11 protein-coding genes are annotated in these 14,059 nt (G+C 57.9%); 4 read left to right on the forward strand and 7 right to left on the reverse strand.

What is annotated here, in order from left to right; genetic code table 11:
* Positions 1 to 395: 395 nt before the first annotated feature.
* The 5 genes from AC5S27_RS02895 to AC5S27_RS02915 form a co-directional block, all read right to left on the reverse strand.
* Complete coding sequence (locus tag AC5S27_RS02895; protein WP_493933079.1) at positions 396 to 1,388, reverse strand: hypothetical protein; 993 nt, start codon at positions 1,386 to 1,388, stop codon at positions 396 to 398.
* A gap of 287 nt (positions 1,389 to 1,675) precedes the next feature.
* Complete coding sequence (locus AC5S27_RS02900) at positions 1,676 to 1,954, reverse strand: helix-turn-helix domain-containing protein (protein ID WP_493933080.1); 279 nt, start codon at positions 1,952 to 1,954, stop codon at positions 1,676 to 1,678.
* 348 nt (positions 1,955 to 2,302) lie between these two features.
* Positions 2,303 to 4,213, reverse strand: a complete 1,911-nt coding sequence (gene dnaK, locus AC5S27_RS02905; protein WP_493933081.1) for a molecular chaperone DnaK — start codon at positions 4,211 to 4,213, stop codon at positions 2,303 to 2,305.
* Positions 4,214 to 4,379: 166 nt separating this feature from the next.
* Positions 4,380 to 4,808 (reverse strand): type II toxin-antitoxin system VapC family toxin, encoded by a 429-nt coding sequence (locus AC5S27_RS02910; protein WP_493933082.1) that lies wholly within the window; start codon positions 4,806 to 4,808, stop codon positions 4,380 to 4,382.
* The gene (locus AC5S27_RS02915; protein WP_493933083.1) at positions 4,805 to 5,044 is read right to left on the reverse strand and encodes a type II toxin-antitoxin system Phd/YefM family antitoxin; all 240 of its coding nucleotides are present in this window, start codon (positions 5,042 to 5,044) and stop codon (positions 4,805 to 4,807) included. Before AC5S27_RS02915 ends, AC5S27_RS02910 begins: the two co-directional genes overlap by 4 nt.
* A gap of 152 nt (positions 5,045 to 5,196) precedes the next feature.
* Here AC5S27_RS02915 and AC5S27_RS02920 point away from each other — a divergent pair, with 152 nt between their 5' ends.
* The 4 genes from AC5S27_RS02920 to AC5S27_RS02935 all read left to right on the forward strand — a co-directional run bounded on the left by AC5S27_RS02920 (position 5,197) and on the right by AC5S27_RS02935 (position 10,615).
* Entirely contained in the window at positions 5,197 to 6,786 is a 1,590-nt protein-coding gene (locus AC5S27_RS02920; protein WP_493933084.1) for a sensor domain-containing phosphodiesterase, read from the forward strand.
* Between the two features lie 323 nt (positions 6,787 to 7,109).
* A complete protein-coding gene (locus tag AC5S27_RS02925) occupies positions 7,110 to 8,588 on the forward strand; it encodes an alpha-L-fucosidase (protein WP_493933085.1) in 1,479 nt (492 codons plus the stop codon).
* Between the two features lie 108 nt (positions 8,589 to 8,696).
* Positions 8,697 to 9,863, forward strand: coding sequence for an acyltransferase family protein (locus AC5S27_RS02930; RefSeq protein ID WP_493933086.1), 1,167 nt, complete (start codon positions 8,697 to 8,699; stop codon positions 9,861 to 9,863).
* A gap of 209 nt (positions 9,864 to 10,072) precedes the next feature.
* Entirely contained in the window at positions 10,073 to 10,615 is a 543-nt protein-coding gene (locus AC5S27_RS02935) for a hypothetical protein (RefSeq protein ID WP_493933087.1), read from the forward strand.
* A 106-nt stretch (positions 10,616 to 10,721) separates the two neighbouring features.
* Here the strand turns inward: AC5S27_RS02935 and AC5S27_RS02940 are convergent, their stop codons facing one another.
* Together AC5S27_RS02940 and AC5S27_RS02945 are read right to left on the reverse strand one after the other, a co-directional pair.
* The gene (locus tag AC5S27_RS02940; protein ID WP_493933088.1) at positions 10,722 to 13,115 is read right to left on the reverse strand and encodes a PAS domain-containing protein; all 2,394 of its coding nucleotides are present in this window, start codon (positions 13,113 to 13,115) and stop codon (positions 10,722 to 10,724) included.
* A 204-nt stretch (positions 13,116 to 13,319) separates the two neighbouring features.
* Positions 13,320 to 13,961 carry a carbonic anhydrase gene (locus AC5S27_RS02945; RefSeq protein ID WP_493933089.1) on the reverse strand — a complete coding sequence of 214 codons (642 nt, stop codon included), beginning with the start codon at positions 13,959 to 13,961 and terminating at the stop codon, positions 13,320 to 13,322.
* Between the last annotated feature and the right edge of the window lie 98 nt (positions 13,962 to 14,059).

Raw genomic sequence — 14,059 nt, forward strand, 5'->3', positions numbered from 1 at the left:
TTTAGAAGTAAACGCAGACGTCAGCGTAGTTTTCACGCTAAAGCACTAGCTCAACGCAGGCGGTGTTCAAATGCCGACCCAAGCAACCCCTGTTCTCGCCGCAGTGTTGGCTTTTCTTTCTGTCATTCCCGAAGGGAATCTGCTGTTACCAAATTCGTGCGAAACACGAACCGCATTTATTCGCAGAGGGCCATTTTATTCCGCAGAGCATTCGTGCCCCGAAATCTGAGCAAGATCATTCACTGTAGAGGCTGTGCCCCAAATCGCATCTGCATTCGGGCGACAATCCCCCGGCACTGATATGTCGATAAAAAGTGCAGGGGAATCGTCGTAGATCGCCACGACGCCTAGTTGTTTCGAAGAAGTGGATCACTGGACTCTACTCTAAACGAGTGTCAACCTGCTTCAGATTTCTCACTCACATGCCTATTATCCTGGATCCACCGCTTGGCAACATTGGTGTTACTAATCAGCGAATGGTCTTCGATCTTCCGATCCAACGGATGAAAAAGGCCGTTGCGAGTCCAATTGATTTTGCGAAGCTCTTGAATCTCTTGCTCACTATATTTTCCCGAGTCCCATGCAGTTTCAATCATTTGACCAAATGTCCTACGATCGGGACTGAGACTGTGTTCTTGCGGGAAATGGATTCGGAGGCATCGCTCTAGATCAAGAATGGCTAATCTGAAGTCCTCAACAGCCTGCGCGCGCGAGATTGGTTGGATTGCACCGGAAATCTGAGGCTGCGGGGAAAGTCCAATACGTTGCGAAGTCTCAATCTTGTGAATAAGCTCCAATTCGCCTTGAGTGCTAGAGCATCTGTCGAAAATTATTTCAAATACCACAGGTATTGTCTTCTTATAGTTAGGTTCATCTACAAATTCAATGGTCTTATCGACGGCGTTGCTGAGCCACCCAAGAATCCCCGCCGGTCTAGGGGGCGGAGCGGGCATAAGCTTTTCGATATCGATAGCACCTCTGCGCATTCCCGTAAGAATTGCTGAAGCGGTGAGAATGATAGCTTTCCGATCTTGACCTAACATAAGCTGCACTAATGCCCCTTGAACGTCTTTCATATTCTGTGGCATCCCGAGTTTCTCTCGAATTTCATCGATCGTCGCGATCCTTACCATCGATGGATTGTTGGTTCCAGAGAATCTCTTCCAGACGCCTACGAGAATCTGTATCTCAAGATATTCGGCGGTTCCCGATGACGGTTCCTGGTTGACCTGTATCGTCAATGTCTTCAGAATGGCTTCATACGTCGCCGGGCCATTCTTGCAATATTCTGCAGTGGGGGTACCCGCAAAGGCGAATTCCTTCCACAGGTCTTCCCTGTTAAGTTCGAGCCATTGTTCTTGGCGCGCTTCGGAAAGTTCAGAAAGCAATTTTGTCTCAGCACTGAACTGCCTTATCGGGACCGTTGGATCAAATTTCAAGAATCGGGAAATTCTGCGAAGCGATGAACCGGGCAACCGGTCAAAGCGGTCAGAACGACTAAGTGAATGGGACATTTTTATAATTTAGCAAAGATCTGATTCAAGATTTCCGATCATTAACAAACCTCGCTAGCGCCCAACTTCTCCCTCCTCTCAGGTTTAGGAGGTAACACGTTATCCCTCGTTTTGAGATCTTGAGTCAGGCTTGGTGCCCGTCACGTATTGAGAACGGTTAGCTAGTCTCGCAAGTCATCCAGCCTCAGCACGAGGCGGCTGTGAGTCACTTCCGCGAGCCTGCGCAGCGCCTTGACCGTAGGCGAGATGCCGCCGTTCTCCATGCGCGCTACGGCGGACTGTTGCGTGCCGAGACGTTGCGCCAGTTGTTTCTGCGTCCAGCCCATGCGCAGGCGGGCAGAAATGAGTTGGTGCCGGAACCGCTCCTCCGGATCGGCTGACTCTAAAAGCCGGGCAAAGGCGGCATCGCGCGTCTGGCGTTTACTGATTTCGATGGGCATGATGGGCCATCATAACGGATACGTGATAAGCAACTTTCGGCAGAAACCGCCAATGCACAAAAGGCCATAATTCAACGCAAATCTATCTCTAGCGAGTTACAGGACTTACAACAAAAATGCTTGACAAGATATTTTTGAGAGCCGCTCGGAAAATTGTTCTACGAGGAACAATCTGTAGAACAAAGCATTGTTCCACGCTCGTTCCAGAGTTGTTCCACGCTAGTTCTAAGCAAGTTCTGCGCCCCCTAAACCGTTCCGCGCAAAATGAAAGAGGGTGAGCGACATCGCTGTCGCCCACCCCAGAGTTGTTCCAAGCTCCGCCAGCGCCACTAACCGCGCTGACTCCGCTTACTTTTTGTCTTCTACGTCGACGTACTCGGCGTCGATCACGCCTTCGTCCTTCTTGGCTTCGACTGTCGGCTCGCCGGTCGGTGCTGCTCCGGGTGCGCCCGCCGCATTGGCCTTGTAGAGAACCTCGGCCATCTTGTGGCTGGCGGCGGTCAGAGTTTCCTGCTTGGCCTTCAGCTCAGCTGTGGTCGGAGTGCCTTCAAGCGTCTTGCGGGCATCGGCCAGAGCCGTTTCCACTTCAGAGCGCTCAGAGCCTTGCACCTTGTCGCCTGCTTCCTTCAGCATCTTGTCGATGTTGTAGGTCAGTGAGTCGAGCGAGTTCTTGGCTTCAATGAACTCACGCTGCTCCTTGTCCTCGGCCGCATGCGCATCGGCTTCCTTGGCCATCCGCTCCACTTCCTCTTTGCTCAAACCTGAGCTGGAGGTGATGGTGATCTTGGTGTCCTTGCCGGACGCATTGTCCTTGGCAGTGACATTCAGAATGCCGTTCGCGTCGATGTCGAAGGTGACCTCGATCTGCGGCACGCCGCGCTGCGCCGGAGGAATACCAGCCAGCTTGAACTTGCCCAGAGTGCGGTTCTGCGCCGCCATCGGCCGCTCGCCCTGCAGTACGTGAACTTCGACTTCGGTCTGGTTGTCAGCCGCGGTCGAGAAGGTCTCGGACTTCTTGGTCGGAATGGTCGTGTTGCGCGGAATCATCGGAGTGGCCACGCCACCCAGAGTTTCAATCGCCAGCGTCAGCGGTGTCACGTCGAGCAGCAGCAGGTCCTTCACATCGCCCGCGAGCACGCCAGCCTGTACAGCCGCGCCGATAGCCACGACTTCGTCCGGGTTCACGCCGCGATGTGGTTCCTTTCCGAAGAGCTGCTTGACCAGTTCCTGGATGCGAGGCATACGGGTCTGGCCGCCGACGAGTACCACTTCGTCGATCTTCGCAGCCGTAATTCCGGCATCCGCGAGAGCCTTCTTGGTCGGCTCAAGCGAGCGCTGCAGCAGGTCTTCGACGAGCTGCTCCAGCTTGCCGCGGGTCAGCTTGCGAACCAGATGCTTCGGTCCGGTCGCGTCGGCCGTGATGAAGGGCAGGTTGATCTCGGTCTCAACCGTGGTCGAGAGCTCGATCTTGGCCTTTTCTGCTGCGTCCTTCAGGCGCTGCAGGGCCATTTCGTTGCCCTTGGAGGCGAGGTCGAGGCCTTCTTCCGCCTTGAACTCAGCGATGAGCCATTCGACGATGCGCTGGTCAAGATTGTCGCCGCCGAGGTGCGTGTCGCCATTGGTCGACTTCACTTCGATGACGCCTTCACCGACTTCGAGGATCGAAATGTCGAACGTACCGCCGCCGAAGTCATACACGGCAATGGTTTCGTCCTTCTTCTTGTCGAGACCGTAGGCCAAAGCTGCAGCCGTGGGCTCGTTAACGATGCGCTTGACGTCAAGTCCAGCGATTTTGCCGGCGTCCTTGGTGGCCTGGCGCTGTGCGTCGTTGAAGTACGCGGGAACGGTGATGACCGCTTCGGTCACAGTCTCGCCGAGATAGGCTTCCGCAGCCTTCTTCAGCTTCTGCAGGATCATCGCCGAGATTTCAGGGGCGGTGTAGGGCTTGCCCTGGGCGTTGACGACGATGTGATCGCCCTGCTGCTCAACCTTGTAGGGAACCATCTTCATTTCGTCGTTGACTTCGTTGTAGCGACGGCCCATGAAGCGCTTGATCGAAAAGATGGTGTTTTCCGGATTCGTGATGGCCTGACGCTTGGCTACCTGGCCAACGAGGCGTTCGCCGCTCTTGGAAAAGGCGACGATGGAGGGGGTAGTACGCGCACCCTCTTCATTTGGAATGACTTTAGGCTCGCCGCCTTCGAGAACGGCGACGCAGGAATTGGTGGTTCCGAGATCGATACCGATAATTTTTGCCATGATGTTGTTTACCTACCTGGGGATCGGACTTTTGTACTCTTTCAGTATCAATAGATGAGTGAGTTGTTGTCAAGGATTCTTTAGTGTAAATGCATTAGGGCGAGCAAAATTGGACGCAGCAAGTCCCCAATCGCCAGATAAAGCGGTTTCGGTTGATGGGGGAAGATCAGGGCCGATCGCCGAAAACAAGACCGCCAGCCGTACGACAGGCTGCAGCAAGCTTACGGTCGAACGTCGCGAGAAGCGAATTGGTGCGAAGGGCAAGCTCAAGGTAGGTAGCATCGTACGCGGTCAGAACGTGGAGACGCCCGAGTCTGAGAATTTCGGGTCGCAAATCGCCAGGAGTCCAACTGTCGACTGTGATTGGCAGCGCATCCAGATCGGCTAGAAAGCGCGTTGCGGCAGCACGGGTCGAGACCTGTCTTCGCTCGGCAGTCAGGAGGGCGTTTGCCACCTCCACGAACCAGATTTGCGGGATAAAAGTGCTGCCGGACATGACGGTATGAATCGCCTGCTGAGCGATGCCTGCTTCCTTGGGATCGGCGCGCGTGACTAGCCAGGCAAGTGCCATCGATGCATCAATGACCAGACTCACTTCCGGCCCTCGTGTATCCATTCGAGAACTTCATCGCCGGTGATGCCATGGATCTTGGGATGCATGAGGCGATCGATCACGTCCTGCGGGACTTCTTTGATCTTTTTGGAAGGTGGAGTCAGTTCCGCCACTACGCGCCCGCGTAGGGTTATGGTGAAGGTTTCGCCTTGCTCGACCCTGCGGAGGAGTTCGGAGAATTTGGTTTTGGCTTCGAAGGAGCCGATTTCTGTGGGCATGGTTTCCTCGCCGAAAAATGTTGAATACAGCCAACCAGTTTGTCAACTGGTTGGTTTGGGGGATTCGTAACCCCGCTAAAAACGAAAGTTGTGTTTCCCTTGGGGGCATACCAGCGTTAGTGTTGAAGTTCGTTCGAGGAGAGTGGATCGATATGGGTCAGAATAACGGGGTCAGTCTTGCTGACCTGGCAAACGCTTTGGATCAGAAGCGTATCGTTCCCTATTTTCAGCCGATCGTGGACCTTCGGACAGGCGAGTTCCAGGGATTCGAAGTGCTGGCGCGGTGGCTGCATCCAGAGCATGGAGCTATCCTGCCGGGTAACTTCATTGCGCTCGCTGAGGAACACAACCTGATCGGGGAGTTATCGCAACAGATCTTTAGCAGGGCATTTGCGGCGTATCCGCTACTGCCGGCTCCGCTGACCCTGGCCTTGAACCTGTCGCCGATGCAACTCACCAGTAAGACGCTTCCAGACGATATCGCCAGGATCGCCAACAGTGCAGGCTTTCCTCTCGACCGGCTGGTGCTGGAGGTTACCGAGAGTGCGCTGCTGCATGATCTCGAATGCGCACAGAGGGTGGCCCAAGATCTGAAGGCGTTGGGCTGCCGGCTGGCTCTGGATGATTTTGGCACGGGGTACTCAAGCCTCAGGCACCTGCAGGCGCTCCCGTTTGACAAGCTGAAGATCGATCGCAGCTTTGTCATGGACATGACGAAGAAGCGGGGCAGCCGGAAGATTGTGGCGGCCATTATCGGGCTCGGTCAGAGCCTGGGACTGGCAACGGTGGCAGAGGGCATTGAGACGGCGGAGCAGGCGCAGATGCTGCTCTGGCTGGGCTGCGAACTCGGTCAGGGATATCGGTATGGAAGGCCGGGCGACGCATCAGGACTGCCGCAGGTGATTGCACGACAGCCAGTGGCGGCGGCAAAGGGCTTGTCGACGCCGGGAGAAGACTGGGCGTCGTCCAACCTGGAGGCGCTACCGAACCTGCGTCTGGCGCAATTGCAAGCCATCTACGATGGCGCGCCGGTGGGCTTGTGTTTTCTGGATAACAAACTGAGATATGTAAGCCTGAACCGCAGGCTGGCGGAGATGAACGGATCGACTGTAGCGGCGCACATTGGCCGGTCTGCAAAGGAGATGTTCCCGAATTGGTTTCCGGCTTATGAAGAGTACCTGTTGCGTGCTCTCCGAGGCGAGGCGATTACGGGCGTGGAAATCACGCGACCCTCGGCGGGGCCCAATCAAGAGGATCAGCAATTGCTGGCATCCTATCAGCCGGCGTGGGACGAGTCAGACGAGGTCATCGGGATTTCCGTTTCTCTCCTGGATGTGACCGAAAGCAAGAAAGCACTGGAAAGGAGAGCCGCAGACGCGCATATCGAGGCGAGCCTGCCGGAGGTCAATCCCGAGGTGCCGTGGGTCATGGATGCGGAGGGGAACAACCTGCAGGTGAGTTCGCGCTGGGTGGCGACGACGCCGCTGGGCAAAGACCGGACGCGGAACCTGCTGTGGCTGGAAGCGCTGCATCCAGACGATCTGGAAGACACGGTGCGGAAGATGAAAGAGGCATTACGTACAGGGAATCCGATCGATATCGAGTACCGGGTAGTGGATCTGGAAGGCGGATGGCGGTGGATGCGTTCCCGAGGGGCACCGCGGTTCGGACCTGCCGGAGAGATTATCCGATGGTATGGCAGTGTTGAGGAGACCCATGGACTCCACTCACCTCAGGCGTAGCAAGCTGATCTCGGGGCGCTGCAATTGCCGGCGGGGAACAGGCAAGAAAAGCGAAAAGAGTTGGGTGCGACGCTGGTTCAAAGTCACCCGGAACTGGCGGCAACTGCGAGTCTTTAGAAGCAAATCCTAAGGGCCCAAGCCCCTCGCAGGTTTCCTCTGCTCGCTCTCGCTGTGACTGCTCGAGCCGACGTTACCTTTGTTTTGCCGGGGTTTAAGACCTTCGCCAGGCAGGGCTGAGGCGCGTTGCAAAGAGCGTACTTAATCGTTGACTGTAGCGCGGTCTGGTTTCTATAGTTGGGGCGCTTGCTCCCAGGAGGAATCGGATGAAGAAGTTTTTGGTGTTCGCGCTGCTGGTCGGCGGGCTTGGCCTTGCTGGGCGCATGGAGGCGCAGAAGTATGAGGCGAACTGGGATTCGCTGGATAAGCGGCCTACGCCTGCCTGGTTTACGGACTCGAAGTTTGGGATTTTCATCCACTGGGGCGTGTATTCCGTGCCGGCGTATGCGCCGGTGCTGCCGGGGAAGCTGGCTTACGCTGAGTGGTACTGGGAGCAGATGACGCAGGGGCGGGACAATCCCAAGGCGAATGGAATCGAGAAGGGCACGTGGGAATTCCACAAGAAGACGTACGGGGCCGACTATCCGTACCAGAACTTTGCGCCGCAGTTCCGGGCGGAGCTGTTTGACCCGGCGCACTGGGCGGATGTGCTGGCCGGCTCCGGGGCGAAGTATGTGGTGCTGACTTCGAAGCATCATGAGGGGTTTGCGCTGTGGCCGAGCAAGGAGGCGACGCGGGACTGGGGGCGTCCCTGGAACGCGGTAGACGAGGGGCCGAAGCGCGATCTGATGGCCGATTTGAGCGAGGCGGTGCGGGCCAAGGGGCTGCACATGGGCTACTACTACTCGCTGTATGAGTGGTACAACCCGATCTGGCTGAAGGACAAGGAGAAATACACGCGCGAGCACATGTTTCCCCAGTTCAAGGACATGGTGACGAACTACAAGCCGGAGGTGATCTTCAGCGACGGCGAGTGGGAGCAGACTTCAGCGGAATGGCATAGCCCGGAGCTGCTGGCGTGGCTGTTCAACGATTCGCCGGTGAAGGACAACGTGGTGATCAACGACCGCTGGGGCAAGGACACGCGGCATAAGCATGGCGGCTACTACACGACGGAGTACACGTCGGGGATGAGCGATTCGGCGCATCCGTGGGAAGAGGACCGCGGGATCGGGTTCAGCTTCGGGTTTAACCGGGCCGAGCATTTGAAGGACTACCACACGGGGCGTGAGCTGGTGATCATGCTGACGGACACGGTGAGCCGCGGCGGGAACCTGCTGCTGGATATCGGGCCGGATGCGGATGGGACGATCCCGGTGGTGATGGAGGAGCGGCTGCACCAGATTGGCGACTGGCTGAAGGTGAATGGCGAGGCGATCTATGGGACGAAGCCTTGGACGGCGACGCGCCAGTGGAGCGCGGGCGAGGTGCCGAAGGCGGACTACTCGGGCGAGTACAACAGCGAGTACGACATCGGAAAGCTGACCGGCAAGCCTGCGCCGGGGAAGGCGGGGATTGAGGCTTTCTTTACCAGCAAGGGGAGTGATGTTTATGCGATCTTGCCGCGGTGGGTGAATGGGACGCTGACGCTGAAGGATCTGGGCGGGGCTAAGTCGGTTTCGCTGCTGGGGAGTTCGGGGGCGATTCGGTTCCGGACGGTGGGGAAGGGGCTGGCGGTGCAGTTGCCGGATCTGCCGGAGGAGCTGCGTGGGGAGCCGGCCTGGGTGCTGAAGATTGGGCGTTAGGGGATAGTGGATGGCCAAAAGCAGATTCCCTTCGGGAATGACAACAAAATGCAACGGCATATCCGAAAGCGAATGACAGAAAGAAATACAGAAGCAGAGCGGAGGCTGATGAGAGATGTTCCGGTAACGCGGTACGGCACGATTGTGCGGTATTACCGGCCAGAGCTGGATGCGCTGCGGCTGTTTGCTTTCTTGATTGTGTTTATCGTGCACCGGATGGACTGGGTGCCGATCGATGAGGGGCAGCATTACTGGCTCTACAACATCTGCCTGTTGGGTAATCTGGGTGTGCCGGTCTTCTTTTTGCTGAGCGCGTTTCTGATTACGGAGCTGCTGTTTCGCGAGAGTGACGGGACTGGGACGATCCAGCTGCGGGACTTTTATATGCGGCGGATTCTGCGGATCTGGCCGCTTTATTTTCTGGTGTTCTACGGGCTGGCGGTGCTGGTGCACTTTGTGCCGTGGGCCGGGGTGCGCGATCCGGCGGCGTGGCTGGCGTTTACGCTGTTTGCGGGCAACTGGTGGATCTGCGTGCATGGGTGGGTGCCGGCATATCCGGTGAATCCGCTGTGGAGCATCTCGGTGGAGGAGCAGTTCTATATCGCGGTGCCGCTGATTGCGCTTTATGGCAGGCGGCTGGGTGTGAAGGCGATTTCGTTTCTGCTGCTGGCGGGCTCGTACGTGGCGGTAACGCTGTATGCAGTGCATGGGTGGGGCGGGTTCAGCAGCCAGTGGACGAACAGCTTTGTGCAGTTCCAGTTCTTTGCGGCGGGGACGCTGCTTTCGATTTATCTCAGGGGGCGTGTGCCGGAGTGGCGTCCTGCGATGCGGCTACTTGTGTGGCTTGCGGGCGTGGCTTGCTGGTTTGTGGCGTCTACCCAGTTCGGCGTTCAGGCGGATACGCCGCACTCGACCGTGGCGCAGGCGCCGGTGGGCTGGGCCCTGGTGCTGCTGGGGACGGTGCTGATCTTTTTGAGTCTGCTGGGGCTGCCGGGGAGGTTTCTGCCGCGTTGGGTGGTGTACCTGGGGCGGATTTCGTATGGGCTGTATCTCTTTCACGAGACGATGAATTTCTTCGTCTTCCAGGTGGGCAAGGCGCGGCTGGCGGAGTTGAGCGCGTGGCTGCACGTAGGGGAGTGGAAGAACGGGCTGGGAACGGCGATTGCGCTGGGGATGACGATCCTGGTGGCGCATGTTTCGTACCAGCTGTATGAGCGGCCGTTTCTGCGGCTGAAGAGGCGGTTTACGGTGGTGCCTTCGCGGGTGGAAGGGTAGATATTGCTGCAGTTGAAGCAGTTTAGGGATAAGTAAAAAGAGATAGCTTGCCGGGAGCGGCGAGCTATCTCTCTACTATTAGGATACCAAGCTTCCTCATAAAAAACGAGACTCGATTTTTTGCTCCATTCCGCGTATCAACAAACGATTGCCTTATGGATAGGACGCGGCTGATTTCAGCCGATGCTATCCGGCGGCAGGAGGTGTGAATGGTTCCTGCGGAGAAGACGGCGGCGGTGCGTCGAATTTGCTGCACGTTTCTGCTGACGGAGGGGATCGAGCTGGAGGGGTTTCTTGCGAAGGTGCGCCGGGCTGAGGGCGTGCCTGAGGATGAGATGGAAGGGCTGTTTGCCGTATATGAGCGGGTGCGGGCGGTGTATCCGCGGACTTTTTGCCAATATCAATTCCTGGGGCTTAAGGGTGTATTTTTCGATGGCGAGCGGGTATGGCTCGCAGATCGGGAGGCGGGTTTTCCAGATGCCCGGTATTCGGATCTGGCGGAAATGGCGAACATGATCGATGCGGATGAGGCGGAGGAATATCGGTATCTGCGGGCTTATCTGGGAGCTTCGCCGGATGCTGCTCAGAGTGCGCGGTTCTATCTGATGCGGCTGCTTACTTATATCTTCGATGCAATGGTGTCTTTGTCTCTGGGGTCGCGTGATGGGCGGGTGCATTTGAATCAGGTTTTTGAGAATGCCTGGTCGCCGCGGTTTGGGGAGGCCTTGCGGATTGTTGGAGCTGGGCTGTAAGCAGGTGCTTCGGCTTTGCTCAGGACGACATCCTTTCTCTGATTTGGAAGGAAGGAAACGCACGGGAAAAGCAGTTCTAGCCGAGTGGCCGAGAAAATTCAGTACGTCATTGGATGGCGTTGTCGAATGGCAGGAAGATGGTGAAGACTGTGCCGGTGTGGCCTGGCTGCTGGGAGCTGCGAACGCGCAACTGGCCATGATGGCGGTCGATGATCTCTTTGCTGATCCAGAGGCCGAGGCCGGTGCCGGCGAGCCCTTTGGTGCTGTAGAAGGGCTCGAAGATCCTGGTGAGGGTTTGGGGGCCGATGCCGGTGCCCGTGTCCGCGACGGTCAGGATCAGGCCGCGCCGGCCGGAGGGCCAGTCGTGACCCTCACGGCTGCGCACGAGAAGGCGGCCACCGCGGATTTGCATGGCATCGACGGCATTGATGAGCAGGTTATAGATGACCTGCCGGATTTCTCCTTCAAAGCAGAGGACCGGCCCGTTGGTTCGCTTACGCATTTCGACCGTGACTTGGGTGTTGAGCAGTCGGCTGCGCAGAATTGCCAGGACGCTGGTGAGCAGATCGTCGCAAGTGACTTCCGTAGGACCGCTAGACTGCCTGTGAAAGCGAAGTGTCTGGGTAGTGATCGCCGAGGCACGGCTCAGTTCCTGCTCCGCTATGTCTAGATACTCGATCGTATTCGGGTTCACGGCGGTCATTTTTGCCAGGTAAAGCAGGTTGGTGACGGACGCGAGAGGATTGTTGATCTCGTGCGCGATGGAGGCGGCGAGGCGGCCGACGGCTGCCAGCTTTTCCGAGCGCAGCAGAGCCTGTTCCGTGACTTTGCGCTCGGTGATGTCGAGGATCACCCCGGTGAAGCGTGCCGGCGCGCCTTCAGCGTTGCGAATGCAGTTGCCACGAGCTGAGACCCAACGCAGGACATTGGGAGCCGTCTGGACGCGATAGTCCTTGATGAAGTCTTCGCCGGTATCCATCGTGAGTCGGGCCAGGCGTTCAACCTCCGGCCAGTCTTCGGGATGGATATGGGCCAGCGCGGCGGCCATCGTGAGGCCATGTTTGCCGAGTTCCGGGTCGAGGCCGAAGATGGCACAGAAGCGGGCATCGGCGATGCAGCGGTCGGCCTGGATATCCCAGTCGAAGCTGCCCATATCGCGGGCGGCGGAAAGAGCCAGCCTGAGGCGTTCTTCGCTGTCGCGAAGGGCTTCTTCGGTGAGCTTGCGGTCGGTAATGTCGCGTACTGTCCCGCGCAGTTCCACTACTTTGCCCTGCGGGTCGAATACGGCTTCCCCACGGGTGGCAAACCAGACCGCTTTTCCGGTGGTCGGAATAAACATTTTGGTATCGATCTCGTAGGCCTGGCCGGTGGCGATGCACTGGGCCACGACAGCCTCCAAACGGCGCAGGCTATCGGGCTCCATGATCTCGGGGCGCTCGGCAAAGTTGAGCACGGGCAGGCTGGGATCGTGATCCAGCAAATGGTAGACCTCTTCGCTCCAGGTGAGTTCGCCGCTGGCCAGCACCAGGCGCCATGAGCCCATTTTCCCGATACGCTGCGATTCGCGCAGATCGCGCGTGCTGGCCTGCAGTTCGATCTCCGCGAGCTTGCTTTCGGTGATGTCCTCCACGATGGCGAACATGCCTTTGGTTGTGCCTTCGGCTGCGAGGACCTTGCCCTTGGAGCGAATCCATCGTACCCCTTCGGGGTGGAGGATTCGGTACTCAAGGTTGTACGTCCGCAAGCCCGCAATAGCGTCGGCAAACGCTTCGCGTGCCCGTTCACGATCATCTGGATGGAGCAACTGCTGCCAGAAGTCGTGGCCGCCGGTGGGCTCAGGGGCGCCGAAGATACGTTGCATGTGGGCGTCGGCGGTGAATGTGTCGTCACCAGGGTTGTAGGACCACATCCCCAGATCCGCGGCTTCGAGGGCAAGCTGGAGCCGCTCGCGGCTGCGACTGAGTTCGCGCCCGGCGATCACGCGGTCGGTTGTCTCAGTGCATGTGACCAGTACACCGACAATGTTGCCCGCGGCATCACGAACAGGGCTGTCGCTCCAGGTCCAGTAGACTTCGTCAAGCCGGCCATTGCGGAGGATCGGCACAAGCTGGTTTTCATACCACGTAGCTTCTCCCTGCTCTACAACGAGGTTGAGACGAAGCTCGACTTGGTCCCAGGCCTCGGTCCAGCACTCGCGCCCCGGCTGACCGAGAGCGCTGGGATGATGCATTCCTTCCCCGAAGGAAGGACGATAGGCGTCGTTGTAGAACTGGATATGTTCGGGACCCCACCAGAGAAACATGGGATGACGCGACGAAAGCACGAGGTTGACGCATGTCAGCAGGGGGTCTGCCCAGGACTCGATCGGACCAAGGGGGGTGGCGGACCAGTCAAAGGCGCGTACCCGGTCGGCCATCTCACCCGTGCCAAAGATGCGGCTGGACGGAGAGATGGAGGGCGCGGTAGACGGCGCTCTCGACGAATCTGCGGATGTCGCCAAACTGAGTAAGCCTGTGGGATGCACTTTCGCTCTCAATTCTGAAAGTGTATGCAAGAAATGGGATGCAGAAGGATTTCACGGCGATGTATCAGCGGCATTGTTTCGTGCGTCAACAGAGACGTCAAGGCGAAAGACGGTTGCTTGGATAAGGTCAATGTTTACGCTTTCGCGCTTGGGGTCTATGTCGGTCAAGCCGAAAGACAGCTAGCCCAGGAGCGGGAGAAACTTCCGCTCCTGCTCGTCGTACTGCTCGATACGGCCGGTGAGGATGTCGTAGTACCAGCCATGGATTTCGATCTTTTTGTGAGCGAGGGCGCGGGCTACGCTGGGCTGGGCGCGGAGGTTATTTAGCTGGGCGACTACGTTGCCGCGGATGATGGATGCGAGTTCGGCGTGTTCGCCGTCTGCGGGATTGAGCGGCTGCTTATGGGTGAAGGCGCCTTCGACGTGGTTGAGCCAGCGGCTGGCTTTGGGGAGCTTGGCGGGGTCGGGGCGGTTGATGGCGGCTTTAAGCGCGCCGCAGTCGGAGTGGCCGCAGACGATGGCGTGCTTCACGTGCAGGACTTCCACCGCGTATTCGATGGTGGCGGTGCAGCCGTCGATGTCGTTGCCGGTGACGGGGATTACGTTGCCGGCGTTGCGAGTGATGAAGAGGTCGCCGGGGCCGGTCTGCAGGATGAGGTCTGGGACGATACGAGAGTCTGAGCAGGTGATGAAGAGCCACTCGGGAGCCTGCATCTCGGCGAGGAGATGGTACTGGGCTTTCTTCTGCGGGAAGACGTCGCTGAGGAAGCGGCGATGGCCTTCCATGAGTGTTTCGATATGGTCGATTGGTTTGTCTGCCATGGGTTCGTGTCCTCCGCTAACTTACTGCCTTGGATAGCGTAGCGCATGTCGGCGATTGAGGGGGTGCGTTCGTCTCGTGCTGCGATATAGTTGGGTGC

The organism is Acidicapsa borealis (assembly GCF_059115245.1).

Bases quoted from the DNA above. Each gene is read 5' to 3' on its own strand.
- AC5S27_RS02915 (WP_493933083.1), bottom strand. From the start codon at position 5,044: ATGCCCACAGAAATCGGCTCCTTCGAAGCCAAAACCAAATTCTCCGAA.
- AC5S27_RS02945 (WP_493933089.1), bottom strand. From the start codon at position 13,961: ATGGCAGACAAACCAATCGACCATATCGAAACACTCATGGAAGGCCAT.
- AC5S27_RS02900 (WP_493933080.1), bottom strand. From the start codon at position 1,954: ATGCCCATCGAAATCAGTAAACGCCAGACGCGCGATGCCGCCTTTGCC.
- dnaK (WP_493933081.1), bottom strand. From the start codon at position 4,213: ATGGCAAAAATTATCGGTATCGATCTCGGAACCACCAATTCCTGCGTC.
- AC5S27_RS02930 (WP_493933086.1), top strand. From the start codon at position 8,697: ATGAGAGATGTTCCGGTAACGCGGTACGGCACGATTGTGCGGTATTAC.
- AC5S27_RS02935 (WP_493933087.1), top strand. From the start codon at position 10,073: ATGGTTCCTGCGGAGAAGACGGCGGCGGTGCGTCGAATTTGCTGCACG.
- AC5S27_RS02920 (WP_493933084.1), top strand. From the start codon at position 5,197: ATGGGTCAGAATAACGGGGTCAGTCTTGCTGACCTGGCAAACGCTTTG.
- AC5S27_RS02925 (WP_493933085.1), top strand. From the start codon at position 7,110: ATGAAGAAGTTTTTGGTGTTCGCGCTGCTGGTCGGCGGGCTTGGCCTT.